The 12,745-nt window shown below is 60.0% G+C and carries 12 protein-coding genes; 6 read left to right on the top strand and 6 right to left on the bottom strand.

What is annotated here, in order from left to right; translation table 11 throughout:
• Positions 1-66: 66 nt before the first annotated feature.
• A complete protein-coding gene (locus BK660_RS05660) occupies positions 67-738 on the bottom strand; it encodes a histidine phosphatase family protein (protein WP_404942930.1) in 672 nt (223 codons plus the stop codon).
• 373 nt (positions 739-1,111) lie between these two features.
• On the opposite strand from BK660_RS05660, the gene BK660_RS05650 reads away from it, so the two are divergent.
• The 3 genes from BK660_RS05650 (at position 1,112) to hemB (ending at position 3,905) form a co-directional block, all read left to right on the top strand.
• A complete protein-coding gene (locus tag BK660_RS05650; RefSeq protein ID WP_123432445.1) occupies positions 1,112-1,816 on the top strand; it encodes a glutathione S-transferase family protein in 705 nt (234 codons plus the stop codon).
• Positions 1,817-1,840: 24 nt separating this feature from the next.
• Entirely contained in the window at positions 1,841-2,683 is an 843-nt protein-coding gene (locus BK660_RS05645; RefSeq protein WP_123432444.1) for a PhzF family phenazine biosynthesis protein, read from the top strand.
• Between the two features lie 247 nt (positions 2,684-2,930).
• Positions 2,931-3,905, top strand: a complete 975-nt coding sequence (gene hemB / locus BK660_RS05640; protein WP_123432443.1) for a porphobilinogen synthase — start codon at positions 2,931-2,933, stop codon at positions 3,903-3,905.
• A 153-nt stretch (positions 3,906-4,058) separates the two neighbouring features.
• Here the strand turns inward: hemB and BK660_RS05635 are convergent, their stop codons facing one another.
• The gene (locus tag BK660_RS05635; protein WP_123432442.1) at positions 4,059-5,612 is read right to left on the bottom strand and encodes an FAD-dependent oxidoreductase; all 1,554 of its coding nucleotides are present in this window, start codon (positions 5,610-5,612) and stop codon (positions 4,059-4,061) included.
• A 185-nt stretch (positions 5,613-5,797) separates the two neighbouring features.
• Between BK660_RS05635 and BK660_RS05630 the strand changes: the two genes are divergently transcribed.
• A complete protein-coding gene (locus tag BK660_RS05630) occupies positions 5,798-6,892 on the top strand; it encodes a DUF1615 domain-containing protein (RefSeq protein ID WP_123432441.1) in 1,095 nt (364 codons plus the stop codon).
• A gap of 80 nt (positions 6,893-6,972) precedes the next feature.
• Here the strand turns inward: BK660_RS05630 and BK660_RS05625 are convergent, their stop codons facing one another.
• Positions 6,973-7,335: a hypothetical protein gene (locus BK660_RS05625; RefSeq protein WP_123432440.1), complete on the bottom strand. Its 363-nt coding sequence runs from the start codon at positions 7,333-7,335 to the stop codon at positions 6,973-6,975.
• A gap of 261 nt (positions 7,336-7,596) precedes the next feature.
• On the opposite strand from BK660_RS05625, the gene BK660_RS05615 reads away from it, so the two are divergent.
• The gene (locus BK660_RS05615) at positions 7,597-8,220 is read left to right on the top strand and encodes a glutathione S-transferase N-terminal domain-containing protein (RefSeq protein ID WP_123432438.1); all 624 of its coding nucleotides are present in this window, start codon (positions 7,597-7,599) and stop codon (positions 8,218-8,220) included.
• Positions 8,221-8,347: 127 nt separating this feature from the next.
• Here the strand turns inward: BK660_RS05615 and BK660_RS05610 are convergent, their stop codons facing one another.
• The gene (locus BK660_RS05610; RefSeq protein ID WP_123432437.1) at positions 8,348-8,788 is read right to left on the bottom strand and encodes a CBS domain-containing protein; all 441 of its coding nucleotides are present in this window, start codon (positions 8,786-8,788) and stop codon (positions 8,348-8,350) included.
• A 208-nt stretch (positions 8,789-8,996) separates the two neighbouring features.
• Here BK660_RS05610 and BK660_RS05605 point away from each other — a divergent pair, with 208 nt between their 5' ends.
• Positions 8,997-11,357 carry a DNA polymerase II gene (locus tag BK660_RS05605; protein WP_185044995.1) on the top strand — a complete coding sequence of 787 codons (2,361 nt, stop codon included), beginning with the start codon at positions 8,997-8,999 and terminating at the stop codon, positions 11,355-11,357.
• Here the strand turns inward: BK660_RS05605 and BK660_RS05600 are convergent.
• Together BK660_RS05600 and BK660_RS05595 are read right to left on the bottom strand one after the other, a co-directional pair.
• Positions 11,322-11,792, bottom strand: a complete 471-nt coding sequence (locus BK660_RS05600; protein ID WP_123432435.1) for a DUF1810 domain-containing protein — start codon at positions 11,790-11,792, stop codon at positions 11,322-11,324. The two genes, BK660_RS05605 and BK660_RS05600, sit on opposite strands and share 36 nt — an antisense overlap.
• A gap of 30 nt (positions 11,793-11,822) precedes the next feature.
• Positions 11,823-12,644, bottom strand: coding sequence for an aldo/keto reductase (locus BK660_RS05595; RefSeq protein ID WP_123432434.1), 822 nt, complete (start codon positions 12,642-12,644; stop codon positions 11,823-11,825).
• Between the last annotated feature and the right edge of the window lie 101 nt (positions 12,645-12,745).

Below are 12,745 nucleotides of genomic sequence, written 5' to 3'. Positions count from 1 at the left end.
CTGTAGGAGTGAGCCTGCTCGCGATGAGGCCCTTGCAGCCACTAAAGATCTTAGAGCGCCGACCGCTTAGCTCGGACAAGTCTGCGAGCCGTTATCCAGCCCTTGCTTGTAACTGTGGCTGACGAGGCTGGCCTTGCCGTTGTGCCAGGTCAGGGTCAGGACGTACACCGAATCGTAGTCGCTGGACTCCCAGTCCTCGGTGATGTTCTGTTTCTTGCCGACCGCATCGCCAGCGACCTTGTTGATCAACTCGGGCAGGTAGCCGTGGGACCAGGCGGTGTAGATGATGGAGTTGTGGTACTTGTCGTGGAGCAATTCGTCCGCCAGGTCGCTGGTGTCGTTGGCCGAGAACTTGATGTTCACCGGCAAGCCGAGCTTGATCGCGCTGGGGCTGATGGTCATCAGGGGGCGAATGTAACTGTAGGAATTGTCCAGTTCACCTTCCTCGACATTGCGCGTCGGGTTGGCGGCAAACACGTAGTTGGCCTTGCCGAATTTTTCCGGCAACAAGGTCGCCAGGTCGATGGCGCGGTTGAGGCCCTGGCAATTGAGCTGGCCCAGACCTCCTTCGGGTTTTTCTGCGTGACGCAGGAACACCAGGGTCTGGGTACCGTCCGCCGGTTGGGCGCGGCTTTCGCTGGACTCCAGCGACAAAAACAATGCGCTCGCCGCCAGCAGCGCAGGCAGAAAAATATACGCACGGTGTTTGAAGCGTTTGGCGAATCTGGACAGGTTCATCATGTGAATAAGGGATCTTCAGCGCATTCAGTTAAGGCTGACAAACCTTTACACCACCAGCTCCCAGCTTCGGGTGTTTTCCATGTCGTTGGGCCGGTCCGTGTCCGAAAGGGCATTTCTCAGAGTCCTCTGAGCCTGTTTGGTTCGATACCGGCGGGTGCGCGGCACTTTATCGATAACCTTGAACGGGGTGCAGTCAAGGTTATCGACAAGATGTTGCGAAATTATGGACACCCTACACGTAGAGGCGTTGGCGAAGGCTGACATCTTTTGATCGTCATCATCAGCGGTTTCGATAACGCGAAAAGATCGCAACCTGCGGGCGCCAATCCTGGATTATGCTCAACCCTTTCTTTGGCGATGGAGGCTACCGATGACTGATCTGTCTGCGTTCCCGATTACCCAAAAATGGCCGGCCCAATACCCCGACTGGATCCAGCTCTACTCCTTGCCGACCCCGAACGGTGTCAAGGTCTCGATTATGCTCGAAGAGATCGGGCTGCCCTACGAGCCGCATCGGGTGGGCTTCGACACCCAGGATCAAATGTCCCCCGAGTTTTTGTCGTTGAGCCCCAACAACAAAATCCCGGCGATCCTCGACCCTCATGGTCCCGAGGACAAACCCCTGCCATTGTTCGAGTCCGGGGCGATTCTGATTTACCTCGCCGACAAGAGCGGGCAACTGCTGGCGCAGGAATCGGCTGCGCGATACGAGACGATTCAATGGTTGATGTTTCAGATGGGCGGCATCGGGCCGATGTTTGGCCAGGTCGGCTTCTTCAACAAATTCGCCGGCAAGGACTACGAAGACAAACGGCCCCGCGACCGTTACGTCGAGGAAAGTAAACGTTTGTTAAAGGTTTTGGATGGACGCCTTGAAGGTCGCGACTGGATCATGGGCGAACGCTACACCATCGCCGACATCGCGACGTTCCCGTGGGTGCGCAACCTGATCGGCTTTTACGAGGCCGGCGACCTGGTGGGCATCAAGGATTTCAAGAACGTCACGCGCGTGCTGGAACGCTTTCTGGCGCGGCCGGCAGTGATCCGCGGGCTGGAAATCCCTAACCCTAAATAGAATGTTTCACGAACAAGGAAGACCATGCGTTCATTCGATTTCAAGCAGGTAGATGTCTTCAGCCGTGTCGCCCTCAAGGGCAATCCGCTGGCGGTGGTGTTCGGGGCCGACGCGCTCAGTGATGAACAAATGGCGGCGTTCGCGACCTGGACCAACCTCAGTGAAACCACGTTCGTGCTGGAACCGCGCGATCCGCGCGCCGACTATCGCGTGCGGATCTTTACCACTCTGAACGAGTTGCCCTTCGCCGGTCATCCGACCCTGGGCACTTGCCATGCCTGGCTTGAGGCGGGTGGCGTGCCCAAGGGCGAGGAGATCATTCAGGAGTGCGGCGTCGGGCTGGTGCGGGTCCGTCGACAAGGCGCGGAACTGGCCTTCCTTGCGCCACCGCTGATCAACGCCGGGCCGGTGGACGCCGAACTGGTGGAGCGCGTACGACGCGGGCTCGGTCTGGCGGTCGGGGCGATTGTCCGGGCGCAGTGGGTGGATAACGGTGCCGGCTGGTTGGCGGTGATGGTCGCGGACCGCCAGCAAGTGCTGGACTTGCAACCGGATCACTCGCAAATGCTGGGCCTGGCGGTCGGCGTGATCGCACCGTGGAATCCCGAGGGTGATGGCGATGACGCGCAATTCGAAGTACGGGCCTTCATCTCCGGGGACGGCATGCCGGAAGATCCGGCGACCGGCAGTTTGAATGCCGGGATTGCGCAGTGGTTGCTTGCCGAGGGGTTGGCGCCGGCCTCCTATGTGGTCAGCCAGGGCCTGACGATGGGACGGGCCGGGCGCATTCAGGTGGATCAGGTGGGCGATGAAATCTGGATTGGTGGAACGGTGGTGACCTGTATTTCCGGGACCCTGAAGCTTTAACCCTGTGTGAATCCAAACCTGTGGGAGCGAGCCTGCTCGCGAAGGCGTCGTGACAGCCAACATTTATTTGACTGAAACACCGCTTTCGCGAGCAGGCTCGCTCCCACAGGGTTTTGTGTTGGTCTCGGGGGATTATTGCCGAACCGGTAAGGGTTTGTTCCGTGCCTGAGGTTTGTGCCTTGCACCGCGCAAGGCATAAGCTTCTCCCCTAGACGTTAGTCTCATCCTCCGTTTTTCAGGAATGCCCATGTCCAGCCAGTTCCCCGAAGCACGTCCACGCCGTCTGCGCCGCAATGCGAGCCTGCGCAGCCTGTTCCAGGAAACCGAGTTCAGCCTGAACGACCTGGTACTGCCGATTTTCGTCGAGGAAGAAATCGACGACTTCGTGCCAATCAAAAGCATGCCCGGCGTGATGCGCATTCCGGAGTCGAAACTGGCCGGCGAGATCGAGCGCTACGCCCGCGCCGGCATCAAGTCGGTCATGACCTTCGGCGTCTCGCATCATCTGGACAGCAGCGGCAGCGACACCTGGAATGACAATGGACTGGTGTCGCGCATGTCGCGGATCGCCAAGGATGCGGTGCCGGAAATGATCGTGATGTCCGACACGTGCTTCTGCGAATACACCGACCACGGCCATTGCGGCGTGATGCACAACCACGAAGTCGACAACGACCAGACCCTGATCAACCTCGGCAAGCAAGCCGTGGCCGCTGCTCGGGCCGGTGCCGATGTGATTGCCCCGTCGGCGGCGATGGACGGGCAGGTCCAGGCGATTCGCCGGGCGCTGGATGCCGCCGGTTTCAGCCAGACCGCGATCATGGCCTATTCGACCAAGTTCGCGTCGGCGCTCTACGGCCCGTTCCGTGAAGCCGGTGGCAGCGCGCTCAAAGGAGACCGCAAAAGCTATCAGATGAACCCGATGAACCGCCGCGAAGCGGTGCGCGAATCGCTGATGGACGAACAGGAAGGCGCGGATGCACTGATGGTCAAGCCGGCCGGCGCCTACCTCGATATCATCCGCGACATCCGCGAGGTCTCGCGTTTGCCGCTGTCGGCGTATCAGGTCAGTGGCGAGTACGCGATGATCAAATTCGCCGCGCAAGCGGGGGCGATTGATGAGGACCGTGTGGTGCGCGAAAGCCTGGGGGCGATCAAGCGCGCCGGCGCGGATTTGATCTTTACCTACTTCGCGATGGAACTGGCCCTGGCCGGGATCTAAACCCAACACCTAACCCCTGTGGGAGCGGCGGTGCGACGATTCGACTTGCTCGCGAAGGCGGTGTTTCAGTCAATACATGTACTGAATGACACACCGCCTTCGCGAGCAAGTCGAATCGTCGCACCGCCGCTCCCACATTTTTACCGTGTTGAATCAGGGAGTGCCGAAATAGGGCCGGATCCCGTGGTGCTTGAAGTACCGCTCAATCACCTTCGGATCGGAACACGTCTCGGCAATCGCCACATACGTATCCGGGCGCAACAGGTAAAACCCGTTACGCCCCAACCCCGCCGCTTCAAACGCCGGTCGCCAGTCAAACACATGCAAGGGCAGATGATGCTCGATGCACCAGGCGATCATTTCGTCGCTGGTGTCGCCATACACGTGTACCTGCCAGGTCGGATTTCTCAGCGATTCAAAGTTGTCGCCCTCGCCATCATGCGCCCAGGGCAGGCGATCGCCGCCGTGAACGTGCCCGGCAACGCCGGTGCTCAACGGCATGCCGCGATAGTTCAGGGTGATCTGCGAGACCGTGCGAAACAGGAACTCGCGAGACGTTTCGAACGCGGCCATTTTGGGAATCACGAAGGGCGCCAGCCGTGTTCGCAGCACATCGGCCAAGCGTCCCTCTGCGGTGGCGAAACTGAATACGCGGTCGGTGGTGGCGACGAGTTTGCGCGCAAAGGCGATGCGCTCGGTTTCATAGGTATCGAGCAGTTTTGCCTCGGCTGCGCCACCCAATACCGCCGCGAATTTCCACGCCAAGTTGATCGCGTCGCCAATCCCGGTGTTCATGCCCTGGCCACCGGCCGGGCTGTGAACGTGGGCCGCGTCGCCCAATAAAAACGCGCGGCCGGTGCGAAAGTGATCGGCCACCCGGTGATGCACGCGGTAGGTCGAGAACCAGTTGACGTGTTCGATCTGCACCTTCATGTGCTCGATGGCCCGGCTGCTGACGTCCTCAAAACGCAAGGTTTCGGCCCGTTCGGCCCGTTCGGCACGCTCGTCACGCTCGTCACGCACCGTGCCGATCAGCCGGGCTCGACCTTCGCCGGCCAATGGGAACACAGCGAGGAAATCCGCTTCATCAAGGTCCACATGCAGTTCACCGTTGATTGCCGGCCCGCTGGCCTGCACATCCGCCACGTAGAAAATCTGTTGGTAGGTGCCACCGGGAAACCCGGTGTCCAGCGTTTTACGCACGATAGAACGGGCGCCGTCGCAACCGGCCAGATAACACGCCTGGCAGGTTTCCTGTTGGCCATCGGGCAGGCGCAAGTGGGCGGTGATGCCATCGCCGGTTTCCTCGAAGGCCTCCAGTTCGGTGCCGCGTTCCACCTTGATGCCGAAGGTTTCAAGACGCTCGATCAGTAGTCGTTCGTGCTGATCTTGTGGAAAGATTTCCATGAACGAATAAGGTGTCAGGCCAGCGCCGATGTTGCTCAGTGGCAATCGTGCAACCGATTCACCGCTGACCCAGAAATTGGCGCCCGCCACCCGATGACCGTTTTGCACCACAGCTTCGCTGAGGTCGAGCTGGCGATAAAGCTCCAGCGTCCGCGCCTGCACCGCCAGCGCACGCGACGTGGTACCGGGCGCCGACGTCTTGTCGACAATCCGCACGCGGATCCCCAGTTTGCTCAACCACAGCGCCAGGACCAGCCCGGTCGGGCCGGCGCCGACGATCAATACGTCGCTACGGTGCATGAGCCTGTCCTCCTCGGTGACTGGCTCAAGTATGGTTCAGTCGTCGCCGGCCGGAAGGCTGACCGCCCAACGGAAAAAGGCCCCGCAGCCATGACGATGGAACAGCGCGCGGCCGCAGGAGTCATAGCCTGCGCCATGCCATTGGTCGTATGGTTAACCCGGCTCAACGGATTTGATGGAGCACCATGCAAGCCAATCGATTGATCATGGGTGTCGCGGCGCTGTTGCTGCTGGCCGGTTGCGGCACTCAGCGCCCGCAGGAATTGCCCGCGCGCGCGCCCGCCGAGGTCAAGGCCGACATCGTGCGCCTGCTGCCGGCCAAAACCACGGATCGCCAAGGGTGGGCCACGGACATCTACGCCGCCTTCGCCGCCCAGAAAATCTATCCGTCCACGCAAAACCTGTGTTCGGTGCTCGCCGTGACCGAGCAGGAATCCACCTTCCAGGTCGACCCGCCTGTGCCAGGCCTGGGCAAGATCGCTCGGGACGAAATCGACCGTCGCGCCGCTAAAGTCCACATCCCCAGCCTGTTGATCAGCGGCGCGTTGCAGGTGAAATCACCCAACGGCAAAAGCTACAGCGACCGCCTCAACGCCGCGCGCAGTGAAAAGGAGCTCAGCGCGATTTTCGATGACTTCATTGGCATGGTGCCCTTGGGCAAAACCCTGTTCGGTGGCTTCAATCCGGTACACACCGCCGGACCGATGCAAGTCAGTATCGAGTTCGCCGAACAGCAGGCGAAGGACTATCCGTATCCGGTGCAAGGCTCGATTCGCCATGAGGTATTCACTCGGCGCGGCGGCATGTACTTCGGCATCGCCCACTTGCTGGGTTACCCGGTGAGCTACACACAACCGCTGTATCGCTTCGCTGATTTCAATGCCGGTTGGTACGCCAGCCGCAATGCGGCGTTTCAGAACGCGTTGAACCGCGTGTCAGGCATCCCGTTGGCGCTGGATGGCGACCTGGTCCGCTATGACTCGATCATGCCCGGCACCACGGAAGTGGCGGTGCGTAGCCTCGGCAAGCAGTTGGGGATGCGCAATACGACCATTCGCAATCAATTGGAGGAGGGAAAAAGTCTTCAATTCGAGGAGACGGAACTCTACCGGCGAGTGTTCGCGTTGGCCGATCAGGCCGAGGGCAGGGCATTGCCTCGTGCCGTGTTGCCGGGAATCGAACTGCAAAGCCCGAAAATCACCCGCAAGCTCACCACTGCATGGTTTGCCAAACGGGTCGATGAGCGTTATCAGCGCTGCATGAAACGGGCTGGCCAGTAACCCTGATCAAACGAAAGGCGTAAAAAAACCCGGCGGGTCAGGCCGGGTTTTTCATTGAGTACTGCGGTAAAGCCCTGCATTTATGCGGCGCGGCTTTCGATCAAACGGTCGGAACCACCTTCGGCAACGCGGTTCTGCATCAAACGGTCGGAACCATCAGCGGCTACGCGGTTTTCGATCAGGTGATCCGAACCATCAGCAGCTACGCGGTTTTCGATCAAACGGTCGGAACCATCAGCGGCAACGCGGTTTTCGATCAGACGGTCGGAACCATCAGCGGCAACACGATTTTCGATCAAACGATCCGAACCACCTTCAGCCACACGGCTTTCAATCAGACGATCCGAGCCGCCTTCAGCGACCACAGGTTGAGCAGAGGTTGCGGCAAAAGCGTTAACTGCAAAGACCGAGAAAGCGATAGCGAGGATAGTTTGGCGTTTCATGATGGTGTGCTCCGGGGTGTTTATGAGTTGGTATGGAGCGGATGTTACGCCGAGGATTTTTTATGAGAACTTCATTGATGTGATGGTGAACATCGACAGTATTGATAGACCTTGTGAGTTGCCCCACGCGGGCGTGATGGTTCAGTCGTCGGATGGTGCGGGTAGGCGGGATCGACGCTTCTACACTGATTAGCTGGATCACCACGACCGGCAGGTGACGCCTCTAATGACCCCATTCTCGTCTCGCCAGGAGGCCGCACCATGTATCAACTCTATGGACACCAGAACTCCGGCGCGGCAGCGATAGAAGCGGCGCTGGAGCTGTGCGAAATTCCTTACCGCTTCATCGACGTCGAGTTGTCCTCGGAGGCGGCCCAGGCACTGGAGAAGCTCAACCGGCTCAAGCAGATCCCGACGCTGCAACTGCCCGATGGCAGCATCCTGACCGAAAGTGCGGCGATCCTGATCCATCTCGGGCTGACCTTTCCCAAGTCGAACCTGTTGCCAACATTGGCCGCTGACCGCGATCAGGCGATCCGCGGCCTCACGTACATCGTCAGTAATTGCTACGCGGCCATTGGCATCATCGATTACCCCGAACGCTGGTTGGCCGAGACGGATGAGGCGTCCAGGCAAAACCTCATGGCCGGCGCTCGCTCGCGATTGCACTGGAGCTGGGAGTTGTTTGCCGATCAGTTTTCCGGCGAGCTGTATCTGGGGGATGAGACGCCGGGCGCGCTGGATGTGCTGGCGGCGGTGGTGTCGAGGTGGGCCGGCAGCCGGGAGCATTTACGCAACGCCCGTCCCGGTTTTTTCGCGTGGCTGGAGCGCATCGACCGGCACCCGACACTGGCGCCGGTCTTCGCCCGGCATTGGCCCGTGTGAACACTGAAGTTTGAATGTGGGAGCGGGCTTGCTCGCGAATGCGGACGGTCATTCAACATTGATGTCGACTGACACTGCCTCTTCGCGAGCAAGCCCGCTCCTACATTTGATCCAGGGTGTCTCCGGATTACTCGCCGCGGATGTACTGCTCCAGCTGGCGAATCAGTTCCGCCTGTTCGGCAATCGCTTCCTTGACCAGGTCGCCGATCGACAGCAAGCCAATCAACTTGCCGTCCTCCACCACCGGCAGGTGGCGCAGGCGTCTGTCGGACATGATGCCCAGGCAGGTATCGACGGTTTGATGGGTGTCCACGGTGATCACATTGGAAACCATAATGTCGCGCACCGGCGTGCCCACCGAAGAACGGCCATGCAGCACCAGTTTGCGTGCGTAATCACGTTCACTGATGATGCCCACCACCTTGTCATTTTCCACCACCAGCAAGGCGCCGACGTTTTTCTCGGCCATCTTCATCAGCGCTTCCAGCACCATGTGATCAGGTTTGATCTGGTGCACTTCCTGATTCTTCTGATCTTTGAGCTTGAGCAGTTGGGCGACGGTTTTCATGGTGGCTTCTCGGGTGTTGTCGTTGTCCTTGAAGAATCGTAGACCCAAGCGCTGAGGGCAAGGGAGAAAGCGGCAGATAACACTCAAAAAACGCCATTCAGCAGTTTTTCTTCGATAAACATGATCCAAGGGCTCAGTAAGTCCCACAGGTTTTATGTTTCGATGACGCGTAGAATTGCGACCTGAATCAAAACGAGAGGTTGCAGTGGTGGATTTACAGCAGGCCTTCGTCCTGACCCGGCATTGGCGCGACACCGCGGCCGGCACGGAAGTCGAGTTCTGGCTGGCGACCGACAGCGGTCCCCGGCGCATCCGCCTGCCTCATCAGCCGTCGGTGGCGTTCATTCCAGCCGCCCAGCGCGAGCAGGCGCAAGAGGTGCTGCGCGGCGAGAAAAACGTCGAGCTCAAGCCTTTGGCCCTGCTGGATTTCGAGCATCGCCCGGTGCTCGGCCTGTATTGCCAGCAGCACGGTCAGTTGATGCGTCTGGAAACGGCGTTGCGCAAGGCCGGCGTCGAGATGTTTGAGGGCGATGTTCGCCCGCCGGAACGCTACATGATGGAACGGTTCATCACGGCGCCGGTAATCTTTGGCGGCACACCGGATGCGGACGGTATGCTGCTTAACGCGCAGATGAAACCCGACCCGACCTACCGGCCCAACCTGCGGCTGGTCTCGCTGGACATCGAAACCACCGAACAGGGCGAGTTGTATTCCATTGCCCTGGAAGGCTGCGGCGAGCGCCAGGTGTACATGCTCGGGCCGCCCAATGGCGACGCCAGCGCGGTGGACTTCCAGCTCGAATACTGCGACTCGCGAACCGTGCTCCTGAAAAAGCTCAACGAATGGTTTGCCCGCCATGACCCGGACGCGATCATCGGCTGGAACGTCGTGCAGTTCGATTTGCGCGTCCTCCACGAGCACGCCCGGCGCCTGGGCGTACCGCTCAAGCTTGGGCGCGGCGGCGAAGAGATGCAGTGGCGCGAACACGGCAGCCGCAACCATTACTTCGCGGCAGCCGCGGGGCGCCTGATCATCGACGGCATCGAATCCCTGCGCTCGGCGACCTGGAACTTTCCCTCGTTCAGCCTGGAAAACGTCGCGCAAACCTTGCTCGGTGAGGGCAAGGCGATCAGCACGCCGTACCAGCGCATGGACGAAATCAACCGCATGTTCGCGGAGGACAAACCGGCCCTCGCCACCTACAACCTCAAGGATTGCGAACTGGTCACACGGATTTTCGCCAAGACCGAACTGCTGACCTTCCTGCTGGAGCGCGCCAGCGTCACCGGTTTGCCAGCGGACCGCAGCGGTGGTTCGGTGGCGGCGTTCACTCACCTGTACATGCCGCTGATGCACCGCCAGGGTTTTGTGGCGCCGAACCTGGGCGGCAAGTCACCGCAAGCCAGCCCCGGCGGTTTTGTCATGGACTCGCAACCGGGCCTGTACGAATCGGTGCTGGTGCTCGACTACAAAAGCCTCTATCCGTCGATCATCCGTACGTTCCTGATCGACCCGGTCGGGCTGATCGAAGGCTTGCAGCATCCTGACGACAGCGACTCCGTCCCGGGTTTTCGCGGGGCGCGTTTTTCCAGAACCCGCCATTGCCTGCCCGCCATCGTCGCCCGGGTCGCCGAAGGCCGGGAAACCGCCAAGCGCGAACACAACGCACCGCTGTCCCAGGCGCTGAAGATCATCATGAATGCCTTCTACGGTGTGCTCGGCTCCAGCGGCTGCCGTTTCTTCGACACACGCCTGGCCTCGTCGATTACCTTGCGCGGCCACGAGATCATGCTGCGCACCCGGCAACTGATCGAAGCCCAGGGCCACACGGTCATTTATGGCGACACCGACTCGACCTTCGTCTGGCTGCGCCGCGCTCACGGTCAGGAGGAGGCCGCGCAGATCGGCCACGCACTGGTCGACCACGTCAACCAGTGGTGGCGCGAACATGTGCAAGCCGAATACGGGTTGGAAAGTGCCTTGGAATTGCAGTTCGAAACCCACTACAAACGCTTTCTGATGCCGACCATTCGAGGCGCGGAGGAGGGCAGCAAGAAGCGTTACGCCGGTCTGGTTACTCGCGCCGATGGCACGGATGAAATGGTCTACAAAGGCCTGGAAACCGTGCGCACCGACTGGTCGCCACTGGCCCGGCAATTCCAGCAGGAGCTGTACTCGCGGATCTTCCACCGCCAGCCGTATCAGGATTACGTGCGCGATTATGTGCAAAAGACCCTGGCCGGCGAGTTCGACGACCGCCTGATCTACCGCAAGCGCCTGCGTCGTACCCTCGACGACTACGAGCGCAATGTGCCGCCCCACGTACGTGCCGCGCGCATAGCCGATGACTTCAACGACCGCCAGGGCCGTCCGCGCCAGTACCAGAACGGCGGCTGGATCAGCTACGTGATCACCGTCGCCGGGCCCGAACCGCTGGAGATCCGCAGCGTCCCCATCGACTACGACCATTACGTCACCCGGCAACTGCAACCGGTGGCGGACGCAATCCTGCCGTTTGTCGACGACGACTTCTCAACCCTGATTGGTGGGCAAATGGGCCTGTTTTAAGTCCAGCAACGACAATGTCCAGTCATCCGGTATGCCGTGGAAATACTGCTCCAGCGCCCGATGAAAAAGGCTGTCATCCGGTGCGATCTGGGCAAACAGCGTCATCGAAGAATGGAATTTCAGGTCGTCGGGATGGCCGAAAATCTCGGTGATCGAGCGCTGTTTGACGTTCAGGACCAATTGCGTACACGTACGCAATCGTGGACCCAGCAGTGGATGCTCCAGATACGCCACGGCTTCCTTTTCGGAGCGAATGGCAAAGTATCGGGACATTTCGCTGCCGCCCAACCCGGCCAGCTGCGGAAAAATGAACCACATCCAGTGACGGCGTTTTTGTCCGGCACTCAGTTCTTCCTGAACCCACTCAAAGACCGGGTCTTGAGCCTGGACGAAACGTGGCAAGTTAAAAGCATCGAGCGGATCGGTGCTTCGCATGCAGAAACCCTCAGACAATACGACGATGGCTCAGACCATGGCCAATCGCTGTTTGTGTTGTGGCGCGTGAAACGCGTGGTCCAGCACCTCCAGATCCCCGGGTTCGAGCCGCACTTGTGCGGCTTGCGCATTCAATTGCACGTGTTCAGGTTTGACCGCCTTGGGGATGGCGATCACGCCGGGTTGCCGCAGGATCCATGCCAGCGCTACCTGAGCAGGCGTCACCCCGTGACCGGCGGCAATCTTTACCAGCGCCGGATGCGTCAGCATTTCACCGCCCTGACCGATAGGGCAGTACGCCATCAAGGGCAGCTGATGCTGTTGGCTCCAGGGCAGCAAATCAAATTCGATGCCGCGCTCCTCCAGGTTATAGAGCACCTGATTGGTGGCGCAGGTTGATGAGTGCAGTTCGTGCAGGTCGTCCATATCGAAATTGGATACGCCCCATCGGCCAATCTTGCCGTCTTCACGCAGCCGTTCGAAGGCTTCGACGGTTTCTTCCAGCGGATACTGGCCGCGCCAGTGCAGCAGGTACAAATCGATGTAATCGGTTTTCAGGCGCCGCAGGCTGCGCTCACAGGCCTGGGGAATGCCTTGGCAGCTCGCGTTGTGCGGATAAACCTTGCTGACCACAAAGACCTGGTCACGCAGACCGCTGATGGCTTGCGCAACCACTTCCTCGGCGCCGCCTTCAGCGTACATTTCCGCGGTATCGATCAGCGTCATGCCCAGCTCGATGCCCTGGCGCAGGGCCGAGACTTCACGCGTGCGAGCCGAGCTGTCCTCACCCATGTGCCAGGTGCCCTGGCCAATGACCGGTACGTTGACGCCGGCCAGTTCAAGGAACCGCATGAAAACCTCCTGTATGCATCTCGGTGGATACTCAGTTGGCAGCAAAATAACCCGCTGGTTCCATGGAGCGCCACAATCCAGGTAAAAGCGAACACGACGAA

The organism is Pseudomonas brassicacearum, assembly GCF_003732265.1.
GTDB classification, from domain to species: Bacteria; Pseudomonadota; Gammaproteobacteria; order Pseudomonadales; family Pseudomonadaceae; genus Aquipseudomonas; species Aquipseudomonas brassicacearum_D.
The sequence above is the reverse complement of the archived record's forward strand: the minus strand, read 5'-3'. Positions and strand labels throughout refer to the sequence as shown.

Bases quoted from the DNA above. Each gene is read 5' to 3' on its own strand.
- BK660_RS05660 (WP_404942930.1), bottom strand. From the start codon at position 738: ATGAACCTGTCCAGATTCGCCAAACGCTTCAAACACCGTGCGTATATT.
- BK660_RS05650 (WP_123432445.1), top strand. From the start codon at position 1,112: ATGACTGATCTGTCTGCGTTCCCGATTACCCAAAAATGGCCGGCCCAA.
- BK660_RS05645 (WP_123432444.1), top strand. From the start codon at position 1,841: ATGCGTTCATTCGATTTCAAGCAGGTAGATGTCTTCAGCCGTGTCGCC.
- hemB (WP_123432443.1), top strand. From the start codon at position 2,931: ATGTCCAGCCAGTTCCCCGAAGCACGTCCACGCCGTCTGCGCCGCAAT.
- BK660_RS05635 (WP_123432442.1), bottom strand. From the start codon at position 5,612: ATGCACCGTAGCGACGTATTGATCGTCGGCGCCGGCCCGACCGGGCTG.
- BK660_RS05630 (WP_123432441.1), top strand. From the start codon at position 5,798: ATGCAAGCCAATCGATTGATCATGGGTGTCGCGGCGCTGTTGCTGCTG.
- BK660_RS05625 (WP_123432440.1), bottom strand. From the start codon at position 7,335: ATGAAACGCCAAACTATCCTCGCTATCGCTTTCTCGGTCTTTGCAGTT.
- BK660_RS05615 (WP_123432438.1), top strand. From the start codon at position 7,597: ATGTATCAACTCTATGGACACCAGAACTCCGGCGCGGCAGCGATAGAA.
- BK660_RS05610 (WP_123432437.1), bottom strand. From the start codon at position 8,788: ATGAAAACCGTCGCCCAACTGCTCAAGCTCAAAGATCAGAAGAATCAG.
- BK660_RS05600 (WP_123432435.1), bottom strand. From the start codon at position 11,792: ATGCGAAGCACCGATCCGCTCGATGCTTTTAACTTGCCACGTTTCGTC.
- BK660_RS05595 (WP_123432434.1), bottom strand. From the start codon at position 12,644: ATGCGGTTCCTTGAACTGGCCGGCGTCAACGTACCGGTCATTGGCCAG.